Origin of the sequence: Blautia sp. SC05B48, assembly GCF_005848555.1 — a bacterium.
GTDB lineage: Bacteria > Bacillota > Clostridia > Lachnospirales > Lachnospiraceae > Blautia_A.
Genome location: NZ_CP040518.1, coordinates 3,612,501 through 3,634,954 on the forward strand (window position 1 = coordinate 3,612,501; position 22,454 = coordinate 3,634,954).

Here is a 22,454-nt window from a genome sequence, read left to right on the forward strand (position 1 = left end):
GAAGCTCCACCATTATTCTTCGCCTGAATGATCTCATTCCGAAGCTGCATAGCAGAATTTCTCAAAGTCATCGTATTTGACACCGAAACCCATGCCTGCTTATAACCCTCGATCGTCGGTCCAGGGATCATTGTACCGGTAACTTTAAAGATCATCTCCGCAAGCTCAACATAACAGCTGCCAGTATACCCCTTATGAGTCCATACTGTATCCAGAACCTTCGTCAACATCTTCTTCGCTTTCTTCATACACCTGTCTGACGCATAATCCACCATCAATGTCTTAAGCGGCTGGTCATAATACTGTTTCAAAAGATCAATTCCCCTCTTCAAAGAAGAATCCGCCTGCAGCCGATAACTCAGTCTGTCAAGACAATCACGCCCAACCGTAACCAACGTCAGAAAATTCATCAGATAATCCCCTGCACTCATAATAGCATCTGCACTGTTAAAAGTTTTATCAATGGTATCCCACCTGGAAACCCCTTTATCGTTTTTCTTGTAAAACCAATCAAGCATATCATTAAGCTCAGTTCTGCTATACTGCGTCACACCCTCCAGCTTCATAGCCAGCTGATATTTCGTGTCACCATTTTCAAAGAAGTGATCCGAAAGATCCTTTGTATTATGAATGATATCATAAGCCTCTGCCAAAGTATCGTTACCATACGTCAGCATAGAACTCTCCGCAGTTTCCACAATAAGCTCCATAGCCAGACTCTGTTTCAGTTTATCATCTGAAAAATCCGTCCCATACACCTTATTAAACAAATTACACATCGAATCCGCAAATCCGTTCAGCATATTGGATTTAACCGTAGCCCAATATGTTGAAGTGCCAAAGCCCGAAGCAGCACTGGTATCCGCACTTAACGCATCAAACATCTCACCCTGAAGATCACCTGTAACCTTGTCAAAACCGGCATTGATCAGAAACTCCGGATACTTTCTGAAAAGATCATCCGTAGAAAGCTTCGTATCCACGCTGGAATCAACATCACCACCTGCATTAAAGACCACATTCGCAGTCAGCTTCTCATTGCCACCTGCGATTTTAATCTGAGCCCATTTATATTTCGGCCCCGCATAATAAACCTTATTAATATTATTGCAGCCTCTGAATGCATTTGCCTCAACACTGGTCACATTGGAATACACCATTACCGTACGGATCTTAGCACAGCCATCAAATGCACTGCTACCAATCTTCTTGGCATTTTTCGAAATATAGACAGAACCTGAAAGCAAGCTACACCCCTTCATCAGACTTGCGGAAATCTCTTTCAGACCATCCGGCAGATCAATAGAAGTCAACGATTTACAGCCGGAAAAAGCCTCCGCACCAATAGATACTGTCTTACGGTTAAGAGAAACCGATTTCAGTGCAGTACAGTTCTTAAACGCCTTTTTACCAATAGTAAGAACACCCTCTTCTGCGATCACAACCTTCTGGATCTTCTGTCCTTCAAAAACACTGTTCCCAAGTCCTTTTACCCGAACCATTTTCATTCCGATCGTGATCGTCGTAGGAACTGTAACATTCGCAGCCTTTCCGGTATATTTCATCAGGATCACTTTTCCATCACTATCCTGTTTAAATACCCAATCACTATTCTGGACTTTTCCCGTCAGATTGATCGTAAATACTCTCTTGGAAGCCAGGTATACCTGATCTGCACTTGTCTTCGTAGTAACCGTCACAACAACTTTGCCCTGGCCTCTCACCATCAGACCTTTGCCGCTTTCATACCACGCCGCTGTTTTTCCGGAATTTGATACTGCGCAGGAATATTTTGCTCCTCCAAGGACAGAAATCCTGATCGGCTGATTAAAATTATCACTGGATATCGTATAGCGGTTCAGGCCACTGCTCTTCAAGGCTTTGGAAACCAGTCTGATATTCTGCCGCCCCTGGAAAATAACCTTCATTTTTCCGGATGCAGCTTTATAATGCTTTGTCTCAGCCGCATGGACCGTGATCGTGGCAGCTCCCGGTTTTTTCAGTGTAACCTGCTTTTTCCCCTTCACCACAGCAATACCGGAAAAATTACTGGACAGGCTGATCCTGGCATTCTCTTTCGCTGAAACACTTAAATTCTTTGTTTTTCCATTCTCTGTTGCTGCATAGATCTCATTCACTGCCTTGATCGTCTGCTTTACCTTCGCAATGGTAAAGCAGACGTTTTTGCTCTTAGATTTCGCAAAAACCCCTTTACCTTTAATCGTGACAGTAACTTTACCCGGCTCAATATTTTTCCCGGAAGGATAAGAAACCGTATAGTGTGTTTTTTCTTTTAAAGTCTGTCCGTAAAACTTCACAGTAACCTTTGGTTTCTGTGGCTTTCCATTCCAGGTACAGTTTTTCACTGTAATCTTTGCCTTCCTCAGATCTGCTTTTGCCCAGTGGGCATACAGCTTCTGATTCCGTTTCATATTAAATTTTGTTTTTGCGGTAACCTTCTTACCCCCATCCTTAGGAGTCGTATACCAGCCAAGAAAATAGTAATTCTTCCTGGTCGGAGTCGGAAGTTTACCATAGGCACTTCCATTTTTTACAGTCTTTGTTTTATCTTTTGACGCAAGCTTCGCATCCTTCGCATTTTTATCAAATGTGATCTTAAAGGTTGTTTTCTCTATGATTCCCACTGAAACGAAGGGTATGGAGAATTTTTTCGCGTAAGCTTCCGCAAAAGAACCTGCAGAACCTTTTATTGCAAAGTCGGATGAAACATTAACAAAAATCGTATCTTCATTCAAATATGTAATATCATTATACCACGCCATTGTTTTTACACTTGGCGGAATCATAACCCATTTCAGTGATTTACAATCCTCAAAAACATACTCATTGATTTTCTCCATAGAGGAAGGTAATGCAAGGTTTTCCAGCTTCTCACACTTGTAAAACGCCTGTTTCCACAAAACTTTAAGTCCACTGTTGATCACAACTTTCTGCAGATTTATGCATCTTCCGAATGCAATATAATCAACATCTGTAACCGTTGAAGGAATCTCTATGGATTCGATTCCCGTACATCGGTAAAACAGTCCCTGTGCAATTTTCTTGATTCCTTTTCCAAAGGTTACCTTTTTCAGATTCACGCAATCTGCAAAAGGGCCGCCCATATCATAGTAATTTCCTGTAGCTCCATTTGTCTCCACACCAGCCGGAATATTCACTTCTGTCAGGCTCTGGCAGTTATAGAACACACTTATCCCAAGATACTCCAGGGAATCTGGAAGTACAACATTTTCCAGGCTTATACAGTTAGCAAAAACATTATCACGGATCGTTTTCAGTGTTTTCGGAAGGTCGCGTTCTGATAATTTCATATTTTTGCAGTTCTGAAAAGCTTCTGAATCAATACCCTCCAGCTTTTTGGAAAGAGTCACCTTTTTGAGATTTTTACAGCCATAAAACGCACTGTACCCGATCCATTTCACACTATCCGGAATCACAATTTCCTCCAGCCCTATATCACCGGAGGGTGCATAAAAAATCCCTCTTGGAACTTCCTCCATTCCGTTATCCAAAGTCACATTTTTCAGATTTGCACAGCCATAAAAAGGACCTGGCCAATACCGGTTCGCCGCTGTGGTATCATGGGTCTTCATTTTTGGTGGGATGTTGATCGTCGTAAGCCCTGTACAGTCTCCGAAAGCTCCTACATCCAAAAATTTCAGCGTAGATGGAAGCTTCACGGAAGTCAAACTCTTACTGTAGGAAAACGCTCCATTGTAAATATTTTCCAGGCCTTCCGGAAGAATCACTTCCGTAAGTGCAGAACAACTCTGAAACGCATATGCCTCGATATTTTTTACAGTATCCGGAACAACGATCTTTCTCACACCGGAACATTGCAAAAACAAGCCCTTGGCAATTTTTGTGATCCCCTGTCCAAAGGTGACCGTCGTCAGGCCTGCATCTCCCGCAAAAATTCCCGGATACGCCGGACTCTCACCCACATAACCATGTGTGACCATCGATGCAGGGATATGGATACGGGTAAGACTTGTACATCGCTCGAATGCTCCTGCTTCTACCACCACCCCATTATCCGGAATGTGTATGGAAGAAAGGGATGTACAACCGGAAAAAGCTCCTCGTCCGATCTCTTTTACAGAATCCGGAATATTCAGACTTGTCATATTAATACAGTCTGAAAATGCTCCGGTATCGATCCGGACAACCGGCTTGCCATTGATCGAAGATGGAATGTTTCCATTCACATAAGCGCATCTGTCACTTTTTATCTTATTGTTATTCTTATCATAATGGTCATCGTTAATGACCGCTTTGATCGTAACCTCACCTTTTTCATTGGAAGCACAGCGCAGTCCGTTCCATTCAAATTCTGCATTATCCGCACCTGCAGAAAATGCATCTTCACTGCCATCCTCAAGCTGAGCTTCTTCCACTTCCTCAGCATCCCCAGATTCAAAATCTTCTGCCAGCCTTTCCGTGTCCTCTTCTGGCTCCGCTTCCTCTTCCAATTCCGGTTCTGTTTCTGGTTCCTTAGAAATGTCCGCCTCATCCACACCGGACTCTGTCATTTCTGATCCGTCTTCTCCGGGATCATCAACCAGTTCTGCCTCAGAAACATTTGTCTCATCGGATGGCAACTCCTCCTCTGCATCCGTCAATTCCTCAGCACCGTTTTCCTCAGTTGGCTGCAGTTCCTCTTCCACTGCCTGTTCCACACTCTCTTCTGCTGAAAAATCAGCTGCACTGACCAGCATTCCCGAATCCAGGCTGCCAGCCAGAAGCGTCATTGTCAGCATCAATGCCAGTTTTCTTTTCATACCCAATCCTCCTTAAAAAATAATAAGCAGCCATATTTTATTACTGCTTATTATCCTGATTTTCTTCCTGATTCTTTTCTTTTTTCTGAGCATTACCGTCGGACTCTGCAGAATCTCCCTGCATGATCTTATTCAGTTCCTGGATCATCTCTTCATCCTTCAGACGGAATTTTACCTCTACACGTCTGGACGCGTCTTTATCTACATTTCCATCTGCATCCAGAACCGGATCTGACATGGAATGCCCATTCACTGTCAGACAATCCTTCAGTTCCTGAACCTGTGAATCCTTCAGAAAATCACTCTTAATATCCAAAAGATACTGCGCTACCGCCAGAGACCTCTTCTGTGACAGCTCCAGGTTATAACTGTAATCTCCATCTGTATCCGTATAACCATCAATAATGATCTCGCCAAGATATTTCTTATAGGAATCATCCAGCAATACCTTACAATATGTCGGCAGCACCATAGACAATGTCATCTTACCGGAATCGGTAAGCTCTGCCTGATCATAATCAAACATAACATTGGCATTCAATGTCAGCGCACCTGTCTGTGGGTCAATATCCACATTGAGGTTCTTTTTCTCAAATTCCTTCTGCAAAGCTTCCACAACCTCAGCTTTCACGCCGATGATCTTATCGATCTTCTCCTGCTGCTCTTCCAGAAGCTCTGTTTTTTCATCCAGCGCAGACTGCTGCTCTTTCAATGTATTCTGCTGGCTGGAAAGCTTCTTTTTCTGAGAGGCCAGCTTTTTCTGCTGTTCTTTCAGTTTCTTCTGCTGCGCCTCAAGCGTTTCCTGCTGTTTGGCAAGCTTCTCCGCCAGAGAAGACAGTTCTTCATCCTGAGATTTGATCTGCTTGTCCTTGGACTTGATCTGCTCATCCTGGCTCTTTAATGTCCCTGCCTGCTTATCCAGCGCATTCTGTTTTTCCAGAAGCTCTTCTGTATATTTTTCCTGAAGAGCAATTTTTTCATCCCGTTCCTTCAGACTGTCCTGATAGCTCTTCTGTGCCTGAAAAAGTGTCACACACATGATCAGAACAAAAAGCAGCAAAACTCCTGCCATCATATCCGAATAAGAACGCCAGACATTAAATCCATGCTCCTCCGGCTTTCTTTTTTTGCGCATTGACAATTCCTCTCTTACTTAAATAAACCAAAACGGCTTTTCTGTGCTGCCTTCGTTGCCTCACGGATACTGCGCTCGATCTCATCCAGCAATGCTTCCTGTCTTGCACCCTGTCCTTCCAGAAGATCCTCCAGACCTGTCAGCTTATCCTTAAGTTCCTGGATACCGGCATTGCTTCCATAGCCCCAGGGCTGTCCGGCGATCAGATGGATATCACGGTTATTTTTTGCCGTCTTGATCTCAGAAAGAAGCCTGCGCACCTCATCCAGAACACTGTTGACCATCTTCTGGCTCTCAGTAAATTCTTTCACTCTGGCTTCAAAATCTTCGATCATCTTCTTATCTTCACGAAGAAGCTCCTCACTGATCCTATTGGAATCCGCAACTGCTTTCATCCCTTCTGCAGCACAGTCCACATACTGGCGCATAGATGCATTGCAGTTTTTCCAGAGATCTGCGGATTCTTTTTCATTTTCATGCATATGCCGGGCAAGCTTTTCGTAATCCCGTTTCTGCAGCTGCTGGATCGTCTGATTATCCCGGATAATACGGTCTGCAGTCTTCATATAACTACTCTGCATCTCATCGATTTCCTTAATAGCATCCTTCATGGCACGTTCCTGCTTCGTAAAGGTTTCACTCAGCTGACTACTCATGGTCTTGTACAATTCTGATGTATATTCTGTATTCTCCTTCTGCACCTTCTTAAGTTCTGCCAAGGCATCATTAAAATCTTCAAACTGCATCTGAAAGGAACCGTGCATCTCGCTTAAAAACGTATCCAGAATCTCCCGGATCGCATCCTGCTGCCCTTTTGTCACAGATGCAGTAAGAACGTCCAGAGAATCATTCATCTTCTGAAAAGTAGGTGTGATCACTTTCTCAAAGCTGTCTGCCATCTGCACAGAAAACTGTTCCGCCATCTGTTTCATGGCTTCTGTCTGCGTCTTCTGGCTGGAAACAAGGAGATTCCAGGACTCATTCTCCGCAGTAGGGAGCACCAGTGCGTGAAAACGATCCAGAAAATCCTGCATTGCCTGGGACATCGCAGAATATCCGCTTTTCATCCCAAATGTGTACACAACAGAAAGTGCAACTCCATAAATGGAGGTCAGAAACGCAACTTTGATGCCATCTACAAGAGCGGATACCGAGCTTGTCATCACTTCATAATCCGTGGGCTGGAAATTCTTAAGTCCCCACACAAGACCGATAAATGTTCCAAGGATACCAAGGCTTGTAAAAATGTCCGGAGCCATCTCAAGGAGTCTCTTGTGGATATGTACATCTACATCCTCAATATTCACAAAATCCTCTACTTCAGCGATTCCTTCTTCTGTTCTGCTGATGCTGTCAACAAAATCATCCATCTTTTTGTCGAGATAGCGGTCACCGAAAATCCCTCGCAGCTGCCCAATCTCTTCTTTTCTGGCTCTTCCCGGAAGCTGAAACACTTCTGTGATCTCACCAGAGCCATGCTTCAGTGCTCTTGACAGGTTATCCATCCGATATAAACCTGCAAAAAGCCCCACTGCGTATATGATCAGCATAAGTCCCAGAAATGTAAAATTATAAAGCAACACATTCCCGGAGCCTTTTCCAACATAAGCAGTCAGGGTTGCTGCGGCCACTGTTACTGCCAGAAACAGCACTGTATTCATAAACTTTTTTCCCATAATATGCCTCCCCTGTCTTTATTTTTGAAAAAAGTTACTCTTTTGTCCCCATACTACCATAACCTCTTCCCTAAAACAACCAGAAAGGACAATTCCTTCGCCAAAAGAATTGTCCTTTCGTCTTTTTTCTATTTTATACTTTTATTTAGACTTTTATACGGCAGGCTGCATCATCGCTGATCAGGATCCTGCGTCCGCAAACACCTACGATCACTCCGCCAAGTATCCTACTTATGATCTGTACGGTCTTTCCTTCACTGACATCATATTGCCTGATCTGTTCCATAGTCTCCGGCATTCCGGTCATCCACTTGATCGTGTAGCTTTCCCCTGCTTTTGTCTCATTTAATGACTGCATACACTCACCCCATTCCACATATCACATCACTATCAGTAATCATCCTCTATCCGTAGGCGGATATTCGCAATCCACACTCAGTTAAATGATTTCATATAATTTCAACACAATTCTGTATTTTTATATAATTAGTAAAGTTTAACTTTTATTTTTCTGAACTATTTATTTCTTTTGTATATTTTATCTCATTTTATCTCGATTAGTCAATCATAACCTGTAAAATTCCACCAATAAAAACAGACAAAAAAAGAAACGCGGAACAGCCATTACGGTTATTCTGCGTTTCTCATTATTTTTTATGCATAAACTTTATCTTCTTCCAGAAGTGTTGTCATTCCATTCTTTACTTCCACAAGATTAATACAGCAGTTAGGCGGCACGGAGCCTCTCCAGAAATTCTTCGGATCAGGATCTACATTTTGAAGAAGAGCACGGACTGCACATCCATGAGAGGCAACAAGAATTGTTTTATCCGCAAGAGTCGGATCTGATGTTTTTTCATCCCAGAAATCCTTTGTCCTGGCGATCACATCAAAAATATCCTCGCCCTTTTCCGGTCGTTTAAAATTTACCGGATCACGGAAAAAAGTCTCAATCTGCGGATCGATATAATTGCCATCTGCATCTCTTACCTGATCACCCTCCAGCACGCCAAAATCGATCTCCTGAATCCGCTTATCCGGTATGATCGGAACATCTCGTTTCCCCAGAACATATTCTGCTGTCTGTTTTGCCCTTGAGAGCGGACTTGTAAAACAGATATCAAACATCACATTACGGAGAGCTTCTCCTGTTTTTTCCGCAAGAAGAACCCCTTCCTTCGCAAGAGGTACATCCGCTGCACCCTGAAGTTTTTTTAATTTATTCCACTCGGTCAGGCCATGTCTTACAATGTAGATCAGCATCAGCTTCTCAGCTCGATTCCAAGTCCGTTAAGACCATTCATGATCTTTTTCATTGCTGCGGAGATCTCGTTTTCACCAAGAGTCTTGTCATGAGCACGGAATACCAGAGAATAAGCCATGGATTTGAAACCTTTCTCAATCTGTGCACCCTCGTAGATATCGAACAGCTGATAGCTCTCAAGAATATTTCCGCCTCTCTGGTCAAAAATCTCCTCAATCTGTCCTGCAAGAACTGCATGAGGAACTACGAGGCTCAGGTCACGAGTTACAGCCGGATATTTGGCAATTCCTGTATATTTGTGGTTGAAACCAGCAAATTCCAGAACATCCAGAATGTCGATCACTGCGATATATGCTTTTTCTCCGATAGAGTAATTATCTGCAACAGCCGGATGAACCTCCCCTAAGTATCCAACCACCTTACCCTCGTAGATCATGTTAGCCTGTCTTCCTGGATGAAGGAATGGTTTTCCGCTGTTTGGATCGTAGGTAACCTTTTTCTTCATTCCGATCTTCTCGAAGAACTCCTCACATACACCCTTCATATCAAAGAAATCGCCTTTTCCGTACATTCCAAGTGTAAACATGGTACGCTCATCCGGAAGCTCTGTGACCGGAAGAGACTTTGGAAGATAGATATTTCCAAGCTCGTAAAGACGAACATCTTTATTACGTCTGTTATAGTTTGTAGAAAGGGATGCCAGCATACCGTTCAGTGTGCTTGTACGCATGATACTGTAGTCCTCTCCGAGAGGATTGCTGATGGTGATAACCTTACGAAGCTCACTGTCCTCAGGAATACAAAGCTTGTCAAATACCTTCGGGCTTTCGAAAGAATAGGACATTCCCTCTGAAAATCCGCAGTATTCTGCAATATCTCTTGCAACCTCCTGGATACGAAGCTTAAATGGCAGCTTACCTGTAGTAGCCTCTCCTGTAGGAAGTGTCATCGGAATCTTATCATAGCCATAGAATCTTGCAACCTCCTCTGCAACATCTGCATTGCAGTGGATATCCTGACGGAATGTCGGTGCAACGATCTCGTCTGTTTTTTCATCATAAGCCAGTTCTACACGTCCAAGATAATCGATCATCTCTTCTTTTGTAAGGCTGGTTCCAAGAAGCTTGTTGATCTTCTCAGGCTCAAATTTTACTCTGGATGGTTCTCTTGTCTCGCTGCAGACATCAACCATTCCGCCTACAACCTCGCCTGCACCAAGTTCTTCCATCAGCTGGCATGCACGGTCAATTGCAGCCTGTGCATTGTTCGGGTCAAGACCCTTCTCAAATTTACCGGATGCATCTGTACGAAGTCCGATCCTCTTGGAAGAAAGACGGATGCTGGTTCCATCGAAGCACGCTGCCTCAAAAAGAACAGTTTTTACATCGTCTGTGATCATGGAATTCTCTCCACCCATGATACCTGCGATGCCGACAGCCTTCTCACCGTCACAGATCATCAGAACGTTCTCATCCATGATACGCTCCTGGCCATCCAGTGTAACGAATTTCTCATCTTTTCCTGCACGGCGTACAATGATCTCCTGATTTGCGATGGTATCCAGATCATATGCATGCATTGGCTGTCCAAATTCTTCCATTACATAGTTTGTGATGTCAACCAGGTTGTTGATCGGACGGATTCCATTGGAAGCCAGACATCTCTGCATCCACTTCGGAGACGGACCGATCTTGACATTTTTTACAACCCTTGCACAGTAACGCGGGCAAAGCTCCGGATCCTCTACAGTAACCTTTATATAATCGGAAGCTTTCTCATCATTTTCCTTAACCTCTACAATCGGCGGGCAGAATTTCTTCTGGAAGGTTGCTGCTGCCTCTCTTGCGATTCCAAGAACGCCATAGCAGTCTACACGGTTGGAAGTGATCTCATACTCAAATACCACATCGTCAAGGCCAAGTGCCTTAACAGCGCTCTCCCCCACAACTGCATCCTCAGGAAAAATATAGATTCCGTATTCCGGTGCTTCCGGATACATTTCTCTGGTACTTCCAAGTTCCTCGATAGAGCACATCATACCAAAGGACTCCACGCCACGGAGTTTGCCTTTTTTGATCTTGATACCTCCGGGAGTCATTTTTCCATCGTGGCCGCCTGCAACACGTCCGCCATCAAGAACAACCGGAACCTTATCTCCTTCTTTTACATTTGGAGCGCCTGTTACGATCTGCACACTCTCAGTTCCGATATTTACCTGGCAGATGATCAGCTTATCTGCATCCGGATGTTTCTCGATCTTATCGATCTGGCCGATCACGATCTTATCAAGATCTGCATCCAGCTCTGTAAAGCCCTCTACCTTTGTGCCTGTTAAGGTCATGGCATCTGTATATTCCTGTGCCGTTACATCCAGATCCGGCACATATGTTTTAATCCAAGATAATGAAGTATTCATTTTGGTTGTCCCTTCTTTTTTCTATATTTACTGTCAGACGGATACTCATGATCCGTATTCACTGTTTTAGAACTGTTTCAGGAATCTGCTGTCGTTCTCATAGAGAAGACGCATATCATCGATCTCATATTTCAGAAGTGCGATACGCTCCAGACCCACACCAAAGGCAAATCCTGTATACTCATCCGGATCGATCCCGCACATACGGAGAACATTCGGATGAACCATACCACAGCCAAGGATTTCGATCCAGCCGGAACCTTTACAGAAACGGCAGCCCTTTCCGCCGCATTTGAAGCAGGAAACATCAACCTCAGCGCTCGGCTCTGTGAACGGGAAATGATGCGGACGGAATTTGGTCTTTGTCTCCGGTCCGAACAGCTCTTTTGCGAACTCCTGAAGGGTTCCCTTAAGATCTGCAAACGTAACATTCTTATCAATAACAAGACCCTCGATCTGATGGAAGGAAGGTGAATGTGTTGCATCTACCTCATCAGAACGGAATACACGGCCAGGTGCGATCATACGGATCGGAAGCTTGCCTTTTTCCATCTCACGTGCCTGCACCGGTGATGTCTGGGAACGGAGCAGAATGGAATCATTGATAAAGAATGTATCCTGCTCATCTCTTGCCGGATGATCCTCCGGAATATTCAGCTTTGTAAAGTTGTAGTCCGCATACTCAATCTCCGGACCTTCCACAACCTCATAGCCCATTCCGATGAAAATACGCTCAACTTCTTCCAGAGCGATAGTATTCGGATGGCGATGACCGATCTTCGCTTTCTTTGCAGGAAGTGTTACATCAATCACTTCTGCCTTCATTTTTTCCTCACGGACCTTCTCCTCGAAATCCTTTTTGGAGGCTTCCAGAAGTTCTTCGATCTTGGCTCTTGTCTCATTGACAAGCTGTCCAACCTTCGGACGCTCTTCCGGAGCAACATCCTTCATACCTTTTAAGATTGCAGTAAGCTCACCTTTTTTTCCAAGATATGCAACACGCACATCATTCAGCTTATCCAGGCCCTCGGATTCCTCGATCCGTTTTCTGGCATTTTCAGCCAGTTCCTGAAGTCTTTCTTTCATATCCATGGTCTATTTCTCCTTTAATTAAAATGATCAAATGATCCGCCGCCCACCCCGAAGATCCAGATATGGGCAATAAAAAAACCGCCCCTTATAAAAGGGACGGAATATCCGCGGTACCACCCAGTTTCCCATGAAAAGATCACGGGCACCTCTTGTCTGCTTAACGCGCAGCTTACGTCATCTCCTACTGTTACTTCAGAGAGGAAGCTCCGGTGGGAAATTCAAGAACCATCTGAACTCGGGGAAGCTTACAGCCGGTGACTTCCCTTCTCTGTGAGAAAACGATCCTCTATAAACACCTTCACAGCTTTTCTGTCTTTTAATACTATGCCACAAGGTCTGTCTTCTGTCAAGCGCAAAGTCAGGATTCTTTGGTACTGTTTTTTTCATTTTCTTTCTTGGAAAGAAGTGTTTTTACAGATCTCTGGGCCTTTCGGAATTCATTTTCGAAGTAGGCATTAATCTCCGCCCCGTAAAGAAGCAGGTTCATACACACATACAGCCACAGCATTACCATGATCAGCGCAGTCAGACTTCCGTACATATTTCCGAAATCCGGAAAAAATGCAAAATACAGGGAAAATCCGTAGGAAAATATCATCCACGCCACTGCGATCATAAATGCACCCGGAAGCTGGCTTTTAAAGGTTGCCTTTCGGTTTGGAAGTACTTTATAAAGAACCAGAAACACTGCAAACAGCACGGCAAATACAAGCAATGTCCTGGCCCCCATAACCTTGGCCAGCAGCCTACCAAGAATCGGAATGGTTCTCTGTGCAGCTACCTGGATCCGGTTACCAAGAACCAGAACCAGAAGAGTGACAATGATCGCCAGCACAAACAACAGCATATAAAAAACCGAATAGATTCTGGTCATCAGCCAGTTTCGGGTTTCCTTTACATGATAAATGGTATTTAAACCATTGGTGATCGCCTGCATTCCCTTTCCGGACGCCCAGAGCGCCATCAGCGCAGACAACGGCACGATGGCTGTACTTCTTTTGTATACTTCTACCACAATGCTCAGCACAAAGGTCTGCAGATTTCCGGGCACAAACCCGATGATGGCATCCCTGACAACGTTATAGCTTAACGGTGTATAACGGATCAGCGTTGTAAGAAACAGTATAAACGGGATAAAAGACATGATCAGAAAATACGCTGCCTGGGCCGCATATGCACTGACATGATCTCCGTTTGCCCTGCGCACAAATCCCAGCATGAGCTGGATTATATTTTTCTTTTCCTCGTCCATGCTGACCTCCCTCAGGTTTTTTTACCAGGAAAAACGTTCAAATCCGATCTTATCCTGGATTTCCGGGAAAAGCTTTACTTCCGGCTGCAGGCTCTTATGTTCGCCTATCATCTTTTCCATCCATACCATATTATACCAACGGTTAAACTTATAGCCGCATCTGTGGAACTCTCCCACACGCTTATAGCCGAAATGCTTATGAAAATCCACACTGGCACTGGTCAGGTATTCATCTTCTTTTGGTGCAACTGCAATGCAGGCGTTCAGGTTCAGAATTCCCATCTCTGCAAGAAGACTCTCCAAGGCTCGATAGAGTCTGCCTCCTGCACCGCTGCCCCGCCGGTCATGCCTCACATAAATGGACATTTCCGCACACCAGCCATAAGCAGCCCTCGGATGAAACGCAGAACCATAGGCATATCCCAGGATCTCTCCGTTCTCTTCTGCCACAATATACGGATATTTCGCCTTTATATCATGGATCCGATGCGTAAACTCTTCTATGGAAGGTGTTTCATATTCAAATGTGATCGCAGTTTTTTCTACGTAGTAGGAATAAATTTCCAAAAGTGTTGCTGCATCCTTCTCTTCTGCCACACGTATCTGCATTGCCTTCTCGCACCTCTTTTAATTCTGTTTGTCTGTTATTTCACAAAGAAACGGTAAACCGTTTCAGAGCTGTACTCTTCACCGGGAAGTAGGATCGGAGAATGGAAATCCTCTACATTGACTGCATTTGGCTCCACCTGTGTCTCCAGGCAGAATCCATAACGTTCATGATAAACATGACCGTTCTTTCCCTTCTCATCCTTAACAAAATTGCCTGCATAGAACTGCACACACGGACAGTCGGAGGAAACCTCCATACCGATACCGGATTCCTTACAGTATGCAGTAGCGATCGAACGGACATTGCCCTTTGCATAATTATCGGTTACATAGTTATGGTCATAACCGCCTGTAAACTTCAGCTGTTCAAAGTCCGCCTCAATGTCTCTGCCGATTGGTTTGGAAACATTGAAATCCATCGGTGTTCCCGCCACCGGTGCATATTCACCGGTAGGAATGGACTGGCTGTCTTTTACCGGAGTAAAATACTTCGCATGAATACATAATTCCTGGTCAAGCACATCTCCGCTGCCTTCTCCGTTCAGATTAAAATAAGAATGGTTGGTCATATTGGCAACGGTAGCTGCATCAGAGCGTCCTCTGTAAAAAATCTTCAGTTCGTTTTCCTCTGTGAATTCATATTTCACAACAATGGAAAATTCTCCCGGAAATCCGTTCTCTCCATCCGGACTGATGCGAAAGAAATCCACGCTGTTCTTCTCCTGGGAAATTTCTTTTACCTCCCACAGCTTTTTCTCAAAGCCATCCGGACCGCTGTGAAGATTGTTATGATTCTCATTCTCTGCAAGAACCACTTCTTTATCATCAATAAAAAATCTGGAATTCTCGATACGGTTTCCACTTCTTCCAATGATCGCACCGAAAAAGCATCCATTAATCTCATATCCTCGGATATCGTCATATCCAAGGACCACATCCTTCAGATCTCCGTTCTTATCCGGAACACATATCTTCACCAGGATCGCACCATACTGAAGCACTTCCGCATAGGCACCTTTTTTATTCTCAAGATGATAGATTTTTACTTCTTCTCCTGTAGGAAGTGCCCCAAATTTCCTTTCAGAAACACTCATGTTTTAATTCCTCCCATATATGAAAAAAGAGCCACTAACCGGCTCTATGTCTTTAACCGATTAATCCCGGGATGCCGTTCCCTTATTTTTGACGCCTAGCAGATGCTAGGTGGGTATCCTCAACAGTGTCTTCTGCCTACCACGACGTGAGGTCTGACATCCAACCTGCGATTTTGGATTCCCAAAATGTCAATGTAGGTTCAAAAAGAAAAGGGGGATCGAACATTCCAGGATTCGGTTTTCGTTGTTTTTATTATAAACCAGTATTTGTGCTTTTTCAACAGAAAATACATTTTCTTACTGATTTTATTATCAATTATTATTTGATCTTAAGGATATCCTTTACTGCTGCCGGCATATCCACTGCATCTACCACCCTGTCATGAAGAACCGGGGCAGTACGGATTTCTTCAACTGCACGTGGAACAGGTACTCCAGAAAGCGCACTTAATGCGTCTACAAGGCCAAAATCATCCAGATCTTTATGCTCCTCACCAAGTGCTTCCATAACACTTCTTGTGAATTTATACGGACTTGCAGTAGAGGCGATCACTGTCGGAAGATGATCCGCTGTCTCACTTACATACTTCTTATATACGCCGGCTGCAACTGCAGTATGCGTATCGATCACATAATTGCTGTTTTTATAGATATCACTGATGGCCTGTGCAGTCTCATCTTCACTGCAGAAATTACCATAAAAATCAACAAGCTGTGCTTTCATCTCGTCAGTAATGGTATATTCGCCGCCCTCACTTAAAGATTTCATAAGCTCTGCACATTTTTCAGCATTTTCTCCGGTAAGACGATAGATCAGTCTTTCCAGATTGCTGGAGATCAGAATATCCATGGAAGGAGATGTCGTAAGGATGAAATCTCTCTTTCTGTCATAAGTTCCTGTGCGGAAGAAATCATAAAGAACACGGTTCTCATTCGATGCACAGATCAGTTTGTGGATCGGAAGTCCCATCTGTTTCGCATAGTACGCAGCAAGGATATTTCCGAAGTTTCCGGTAGGAACTACCACATTGATCTCCTGTCCGTCTTTGATCCTGCCGTCACGTACCAGTGATGCGTAGGCATATACATAATACACGATCTGAGGAACAAGACGACCGATGTTGATAGAGTTTGCAGAAGAAAACTGGAAGCCCGCCTGATCCAGCTCTGCTGCCAGCTCGTGATCATTGAACATCTTCTTAACTGCAGTCTGGGCATCATCAAAGTTACCGGTAATACCTACCACATAAGTGTTGGCACCCTTCTGAGTTACCATCTGTTTCTCCTGGATCGGGCTGACACCATGCTTCGGATAAAATACAATGATCTTCGTTCCAGGCACATCTGCAAAGCCTGCCATGGCAGCTTTACCGGTATCTCCTGATGTTGCGGTAAGGATTACGATCTCATTCTTAACATTATTCTTCTTCGCTGCAGTTGTCATCAGATGCGGAAGGATGGAAAGTGCCATATCCTTAAATGCGATGGTCGCGCCATGGAACAGTTCCAGGAAATATGCCCCATCCGCTTCATGAAGAGGTGCAATCTTTTCTGTATCAAATTTACTGTCGTATGCTTTGTTGATACAGTTCTTAAGCTCATCCTCAGTAAAATCTGTAAGGAAACGGCTCATTACCTCATATGCTGTCTCCTGGTAGGTCATCTGTGCCAGCTTGTCCATTGGTACATCCAGCTGTGGAATGCTTTCAGGCACGAACAGTCCGCCGTCCTCAGAAAGACCCTTAAGTATGGCCATAGACGCTGTAACTGCCTGCTCTTTTCCTCTGGTGCTCTTGTACAATACCTGCATTGGTGTTCCGCCTTTCTATTGTAAGATATTCGTTTTCTTTTCAACGTTATCACATTATAGCATGGAATTATGGAAAATGCCACCACTTTTAAAAAAGAATCTGTCTTGCCCAATCCATCCTGTGATCAGACAGATATTCACAGCTTTCGGATAAAAAGAAACCGCCGGTCTGTTTCTGCCGGCGGTTGGTTCCTTCTGTACTGCATCAGTTCTTCCTATTTATATGTATAAAATTCATGGACCCCGTATTTAAAGAGCCTCTTCAGGTCCTTTTCAAACCATTTCACATTGTGTTCCTCCGCTGCGGATTTCTGGATAAAGAACAGTGCACCTTCAGAATAATCGGCACCCTTCAGCGCCTGCTTGACCGCTTCCCTTGTTTCATCAGAAACTGCAACTTCATTGATCCTGCCATCATAGGTCGGTGAAAACTGCGGAACGCCGTCACTGTTATCCCAGACAACCTCTGTCACCGTATTCGGAAAATCTTCGCTTTTTACACGGTTCATGATGACATTGGCCACCAGAACACGGCCCTTGATATCTTCACTTCCTGCTTCTGCCTCCACGATCCTCAGAAGTGTATCATAGTCCTCATCTGACATCAGTGTGGGATTTTCTGCCAGTGTGATCGATCTTGCATCAAGTTCATTTACTTTGTTTTCCATAGAGGAGCTTACATTAAGATCTGCAGCAGTATTGGTCACTCTCTGTACTCTCTGGCCTACGATCACCTGCTCACAGGAGCTTCCGATCCTTGTAACCGTGCTTCCGGATAATGGTGTATCCGTAACTCCTGAAACCACACCTGCGATCCCGGTAGGAACAGCAACCTCTTCATAGGAAGATTCCTCTCCTCCATCTGAAGCTGCATAAACCCTGCCCCCTTCACTTTCTGCAAATGTCCTTGTCCCCAGAGAAATAACCATCGCCAAAACTGCACATAATGTCAGCACTGCAAAACTGCGCGCGGAATTTCCTCCGGTTTTTCCATTTCTACGTTCATCCTGCACTCCGTCAGCCTCACGTAAATCTTTCTCAACTTTCATAATCTCATTCCTTGCGTTTCATTTTCTGTAACAGCCCATAATCCTCCGATGCGATATCACAACCCCCATTATCATCGCTTCCCGGATATTTACGGATCATTACGATTTCCTTTACATGTTTGTAACATTTTTGTAATGTATGGGAAAATTATATTTAATAATATTGAATATGTCAAGCTTTTTCCCGTATTTAACGCTTCAACGGCGGTATTTGTGTTTTATCCACACCTTATCCACATGTATTCCACATAAAATCCACATAAAATCGCAGAGTTATCCACACTCATGCCCTATTTCATTTCAGAAAAAAAAAGGCAGATAGCGTCTCCATCTCCGTCCAATGTTGTACACCCACTTTCCGGAAATCGTACTTCTATCTGCCTGTTTATCCTTTTTCAGAACAGTTTTTTCCTCTGTTATTTACAGATTTGATTATAATATTTTGTTTTCAGTCAGTCAAGGATTTTTGCTCGACCAGATCCGACACCTTATGCAAAACGGCACAGGGCCTGCACGAAAAGTGTCACATAAACACACAGATCGATACTCCAGGCTCCCAGAAACAGTCCCCATGGTATTTCCCCGGCTCCTTCGGCAAACCGTTTGGGCTTCAGCGCAAGGATCAGCGGAAAAAGAAGCGGCAGAAAATACCGTCCCTGCACGCCCAGGATCTTATCGTATCCATAGGCTGTCCACTGTCCATATAACGTTACAAAGATCAGCGCAAATACCAGAAGACTGACTCCGCCCAGAATGCTCTTTACCGGAAGATCCAGACGGATTCCCGACATATCATCATTCCCGGAAACCTGAAGGACCAGGATCAAAAGATATCCCATTGCCAACAGGGCACAGACAGGAATGTTCAGCCATCCAAGATTACTTCCTATCATTTCTGTAAGATAGGTCACACCAAAATTATCCAGGCTCCGCACAAAAGTCAGGACAAAGGCAGCCGGATCCTTCAGGATCCCCATAAGCTGTGCAGCTGTATCCACACCTGGCTGTGACTCACAGAGATATCGGGACGCAATGGCCAGCCAGCCGAAACTTAAGATCAGGATCACAGCTCCTGCACAGGCCACATGAAACCAGTAATTTTTTCTGCTTTTAAACCGTTCTTTCGGGATCAGGAACAGGAGCAGGCAAAACGGCATGTAAACCACTTTGCAAAGACACAGGAATCCGGTCAGCACGTACATCCATATCAGCTGTCTTCTACTCATCACTTCTTTTTGTTTATATCGCATAGCCAGTACAAAGGCAGCCAGAGCAACCGTCAAAGCCAGGGCCAGGGCATCTGCTGACATGGAATTTGCTGACTGGATATTCACAGGTACCAGCCCCAGAAGTACGAGGAAATTTTTCCCAACAGGCGTCAGACGAATGGCAAAGAAAAAGAGCAGTCCAAACATAAGCATATTGGCGATCCTTCCCGCATAGGCAAGAACCATCGGCCGGTCCGTAAACAGATCTGCAATGCGGATCCCTACTGCCTGGGGAAGATACGAAGTAGGTGCATACAAGGCTGTATTTCCAAATCCGTAAAACTGTGTTTTTTCCCGGTCGATACGCTGATCTGCATTCTCTCCGATATCCCATAATGATACATGATCCTTGGCGGAAAATTCCGGAACCAGACCACTGTTAAACGTCCTTCCATATGAGAATAAGTCGTTTCCTCCGTTGCCCTCCGACGTCAGATATCCTCTGGAAACCTCATAACTTCTCAGATAATGGCTGTACTCATCCGGCGAATTAAAGGCCGGAACCGCCGCCAGCGTACAGATACTCATAAAAATATAAACAACGGCAAACACCACTTCTGCCCGGAGCTGTCTGCGTTTCAGAAATGCAAAGATCACCAGCATCACAGCTGCCGCCGCTCCAATCACCAGAAACACCAGTGATTTTGGAAATGGCCTGGAAATGATCCGATAGGCAAGTGTCTGTGTATCATCCTTCTGGCTCACCAACCCTGCAGCCACTCCGGTATCCCCTTTTGCGCCATCTAAAACGATCCGGAATTTCTGCCCCTTACATTCCGTAAGCTTCTGGTCAAGCCGGAAGTACGTGGTATCCCCCGACGATATGGTCAGTCTGCTGGCCTGCCAGCTCTGGATCTCCCTTTCATTCTGATACAGCGTTATCTGAAACGTTCCAGCAACCGATGCACTCTCTGTAGAAAGAAAAAGCTCCACACCGGACAGACGGTTCGTTTTGCAGGTAAACTCCTCTTCAAAGCTTCCTCCCGCACCGATCATAGACCAGGTATCCGGTCTTGCCTGCTGCTTTACATTTCCGAGGATCTCCGAATCACTAAGCAGATATGCGGAAAAGATCAGGATCATTCCCCATATCAGCAGATATTTCAGAGCGTTTTTCAGCTCTGCAGACAGGCTGTATGAGCTCCTGTTTTTTTTCTTATTTTTCATAATATCCCTCTTACTCACTGTTATTTTCACATTCCGCACTATTATAGCATCTGCACGGCAAAAAAAGAAGCTGCGTTTTATGGCAGCTTCTCATTTTTTGTAAACCTATCCGGAACCGGATGCTTATCGATTGTTGATCGCAGTTACCAGTGCATCAATAGAGGCACGGATGATATCCTGATCAACACCCGCTCCCCAGGCAAGCGTTCCATCCGGTTTGCGGATTCCCACATAAGCGATAGCCTGGGAGGAAGAACTCTGCTCCAGAGCATGCTCCTGATAAGTCTCCAGTGTGTATTTCAGTTCGTAAGCTTTCTTCAGTGCATTGCTTACCGCATCCAGACGACCATTTCCGGAAGCCTCTGTAACGATGGTTTTTCCACGGAATGTAGAAGTAACCCGTGTTACGATGCCGTCTTCCTTCTGCTGGAAATGAACCTCATTGATGCTGTATGGTTCAACCACATTTTCGAAGGTAGATTTGAACAGACTGAAGATCTCGTCCGGATGAAGCTCTTTGTGCTTGTGATCGGACACTGCTTTGGCCGCATAGCCCATAGCCTCGCGCATTTTCGGAGGAAGGTTCAGGCCAAACTTTGTCTCCAGTATATAGCCTACACCGCCCTTTCCGGACTGGCTGTTGATACGGATAACATCTGCGTCGTAGTTTCTTCCCACATCTGTCGGATCGATCGGCAGATACGGAACAGTCCAGTGCTCCAGATCTCCGTTCTCTCTCCAGTGCATACCCTTTGCGATGGCATCCTGATGAGATCCGGAAAATGCAGCAAATACAAGAGCTCCACTGTACGGACTTCTTTCATAGATCTGCATTCCAGTACATTTCTCATAAACCTCACAAATATGCGGCATATCAGAAAAATCAATCTTCGGGTCCACACCCTGGGAATACATATTCATACCAAGCGTTACAATATCCACATTACCGGTACGCTCACCATTTCCGAACAAAGTTCCCTCAATTCGGTCAGCACCTGCAAGAAGACCCATCTCGGAGTCTGCAACGCCACATCCACGATCATTGTGCGGATGAAGAGAAACGATCACGTTTTCACGGTATTTCAGATTATCACACATGTATTCCACCTGACTTGCATACACATGCGGCATAGAATGCTCAACCGTAACAGGCAGGTTGATGATCGCTTTGTTATCTGCAGTGGGCTGCCATACATCCAGAACCGCATTGCACACCTCCAGTGCATACTCCGGCTCTGTTCCCGTAAAGCTCTCCGGGCTGTACTCAAACTGAAAATTGCCTTCTGTCTCATCAGCCAGTTTTTTCAGAAGTGCAGCGCCATCTACTGCGATCTTCAGGATCTCCTCTTTTGATTTTTTGAATACCTGCTCTCTCTGCGATACGGATGTGGAATTGTATACATGAACGATCGCTTTTGGGGCGCCTTTAACAGCTTCAAAAGTCTTACGGATGATATGCTCTCTTGCCTGAGTCAGCACCTGGATCGTTACATCCTTCGGGATCAGATCCTGCTCGATCAGCGTACGGAGAAACTCATACTCTGTCTCAGAAGCAGCCGGAAATCCAACCTCGATCTCTTTAAAACCAATCTTTACAAGAAGCTTGAAAAATTCCACTTTCTGCTCCAGGCTCATCGGGATCACAAGTGCCTGATTTCCGTCACGAAGGTCTACAGAGCACCAGATCGGGGCCTTATCCACATATTCTTTCTCCGCCCATTTCATACATTTCACCGGCGGCATGTAATACTGACGTTTGTACTTGGATGGTGTCATCATTTTGTTTTCCTCCACTTTCTGTTTCCATTAAAATTTCTCTT

At 44.7% G+C, this 22,454-nt stretch carries 14 protein-coding genes, 1 other RNA gene and 1 other annotated feature (1 of these 16 only partly in view); all 15 genes read right to left on the reverse strand.

Features of this window, described 5'->3' with window-relative positions; translation table 11 throughout:
* On the reverse strand, positions 1–4,802 hold the 5' portion of the coding sequence (locus tag EYS05_RS16845; protein WP_138277593.1) for a leucine-rich repeat protein. The gene continues 193 nt to the left of window position 1, outside the view; the window shows 4,802 of its 4,995 coding nt (coding positions 1–4,802); it begins with the start codon at positions 4,800–4,802; its stop codon lies off the left edge, out of view.
* A 40-nt stretch (positions 4,803–4,842) separates the two neighbouring features.
* A complete protein-coding gene (locus tag EYS05_RS16850; RefSeq protein ID WP_138277594.1) occupies positions 4,843–5,937 on the reverse strand; it encodes an OmpA family protein in 1,095 nt (364 codons plus the stop codon).
* 14 nt (positions 5,938–5,951) lie between these two features.
* Positions 5,952–7,613: a MotA/TolQ/ExbB proton channel family protein gene (locus tag EYS05_RS16855; RefSeq protein WP_138277595.1), complete on the reverse strand. Its 1,662-nt coding sequence runs from the start codon at positions 7,611–7,613 to the stop codon at positions 5,952–5,954.
* 145 nt (positions 7,614–7,758) lie between these two features.
* Positions 7,759–7,971: a ferrous iron transport protein A gene (locus EYS05_RS16860; RefSeq protein ID WP_044962386.1), complete on the reverse strand. Its 213-nt coding sequence runs from the start codon at positions 7,969–7,971 to the stop codon at positions 7,759–7,761.
* 296 nt (positions 7,972–8,267) lie between these two features.
* A complete protein-coding gene (locus EYS05_RS16865) occupies positions 8,268–8,876 on the reverse strand; it encodes a histidine phosphatase family protein (RefSeq protein ID WP_138277596.1) in 609 nt (202 codons plus the stop codon).
* Positions 8,876–11,293 carry a phenylalanine--tRNA ligase subunit beta gene (pheT, locus tag EYS05_RS16870; protein ID WP_138277597.1) on the reverse strand — a complete coding sequence of 806 codons (2,418 nt, stop codon included), beginning with the start codon at positions 11,291–11,293 and terminating at the stop codon, positions 8,876–8,878. The genes EYS05_RS16865 and pheT overlap by 1 nt, the downstream gene beginning before the upstream one ends.
* Before the next feature lie 66 nt (positions 11,294–11,359).
* Positions 11,360–12,379: a phenylalanine--tRNA ligase subunit alpha gene (gene pheS, locus EYS05_RS16875; RefSeq protein ID WP_118515952.1), complete on the reverse strand. Its 1,020-nt coding sequence runs from the start codon at positions 12,377–12,379 to the stop codon at positions 11,360–11,362.
* Between the two features lie 95 nt (positions 12,380–12,474).
* Positions 12,475–12,696, reverse strand: a binding site (T-box leader).
* 47 nt (positions 12,697–12,743) lie between these two features.
* Positions 12,744–13,637 (reverse strand): YihY/virulence factor BrkB family protein, encoded by an 894-nt coding sequence (locus tag EYS05_RS16880; RefSeq protein WP_118369068.1) that lies wholly within the window; start codon positions 13,635–13,637, stop codon positions 12,744–12,746.
* A gap of 21 nt (positions 13,638–13,658) precedes the next feature.
* Positions 13,659–14,246, reverse strand: coding sequence for a GNAT family N-acetyltransferase (locus EYS05_RS16885; protein ID WP_129975315.1), 588 nt, complete (start codon positions 14,244–14,246; stop codon positions 13,659–13,661).
* A gap of 35 nt (positions 14,247–14,281) precedes the next feature.
* Positions 14,282–15,340 (reverse strand): aldose epimerase family protein, encoded by a 1,059-nt coding sequence (locus EYS05_RS16890; RefSeq protein WP_138277598.1) that lies wholly within the window; start codon positions 15,338–15,340, stop codon positions 14,282–14,284.
* Between the two features lie 59 nt (positions 15,341–15,399).
* Positions 15,400–15,577: non-coding RNA, 6S RNA (gene ssrS / locus EYS05_RS16895), on the reverse strand.
* A gap of 82 nt (positions 15,578–15,659) precedes the next feature.
* Entirely contained in the window at positions 15,660–17,150 is a 1,491-nt protein-coding gene (gene thrC / locus EYS05_RS16900; RefSeq protein ID WP_021652923.1) for a threonine synthase, read from the reverse strand.
* A gap of 215 nt (positions 17,151–17,365) precedes the next feature.
* On the reverse strand, positions 17,366–18,199 hold the full coding sequence (locus EYS05_RS16905) for a cell wall hydrolase (protein ID WP_138277599.1): 834 nt from the start codon (positions 18,197–18,199) through the stop codon (positions 17,366–17,368).
* Positions 18,200–18,687: 488 nt separating this feature from the next.
* Positions 18,688–20,634 carry a DUF2142 domain-containing protein gene (locus EYS05_RS16910; protein ID WP_138277600.1) on the reverse strand — a complete coding sequence of 649 codons (1,947 nt, stop codon included), beginning with the start codon at positions 20,632–20,634 and terminating at the stop codon, positions 18,688–18,690.
* Positions 20,635–20,757: 123 nt separating this feature from the next.
* A complete protein-coding gene (locus tag EYS05_RS16915) occupies positions 20,758–22,413 on the reverse strand; it encodes a 2-isopropylmalate synthase (RefSeq protein WP_174235852.1) in 1,656 nt (551 codons plus the stop codon).
* Positions 22,414–22,454 lie beyond the last annotated feature (41 nt).

Excerpts from the sequence above, each read along its gene's own strand:
- EYS05_RS16905 (WP_138277599.1), bottom strand. The coding sequence starts at position 18,199 with ATGAAAGTTGAGAAAGATTTACGTGAGGCTGACGGAGTGCAGGATGAA.
- EYS05_RS16890 (WP_138277598.1), bottom strand. The coding sequence starts at position 15,340 with ATGAGTGTTTCTGAAAGGAAATTTGGGGCACTTCCTACAGGAGAAGAA.
- EYS05_RS16850 (WP_138277594.1), bottom strand. The coding sequence starts at position 5,937 with ATGCGCAAAAAAAGAAAGCCGGAGGAGCATGGATTTAATGTCTGGCGT.
- EYS05_RS16865 (WP_138277596.1), bottom strand. The coding sequence starts at position 8,876 with ATGCTGATCTACATTGTAAGACATGGCCTGACCGAGTGGAATAAATTA.
- EYS05_RS16860 (WP_044962386.1), bottom strand. The coding sequence starts at position 7,971 with ATGCAGTCATTAAATGAGACAAAAGCAGGGGAAAGCTACACGATCAAG.
- EYS05_RS16885 (WP_129975315.1), bottom strand. The coding sequence starts at position 14,246 with ATGCAGATACGTGTGGCAGAAGAGAAGGATGCAGCAACACTTTTGGAA.
- pheS (WP_118515952.1), bottom strand. The coding sequence starts at position 12,379 with ATGAAAGAAAGACTTCAGGAACTGGCTGAAAATGCCAGAAAACGGATC.
- EYS05_RS16880 (WP_118369068.1), bottom strand. The coding sequence starts at position 13,637 with ATGGACGAGGAAAAGAAAAATATAATCCAGCTCATGCTGGGATTTGTG.
- EYS05_RS16855 (WP_138277595.1), bottom strand. The coding sequence starts at position 7,613 with ATGGGAAAAAAGTTTATGAATACAGTGCTGTTTCTGGCAGTAACAGTG.
- EYS05_RS16910 (WP_138277600.1), bottom strand. The coding sequence starts at position 20,634 with ATGAAAAATAAGAAAAAAAACAGGAGCTCATACAGCCTGTCTGCAGAG.
- EYS05_RS16915 (WP_174235852.1), bottom strand. The coding sequence starts at position 22,413 with ATGATGACACCATCCAAGTACAAACGTCAGTATTACATGCCGCCGGTG.
- pheT (WP_138277597.1), bottom strand. The coding sequence starts at position 11,293 with ATGAATACTTCATTATCTTGGATTAAAACATATGTGCCGGATCTGGAT.
- thrC (WP_021652923.1), bottom strand. The coding sequence starts at position 17,150 with ATGCAGGTATTGTACAAGAGCACCAGAGGAAAAGAGCAGGCAGTTACA.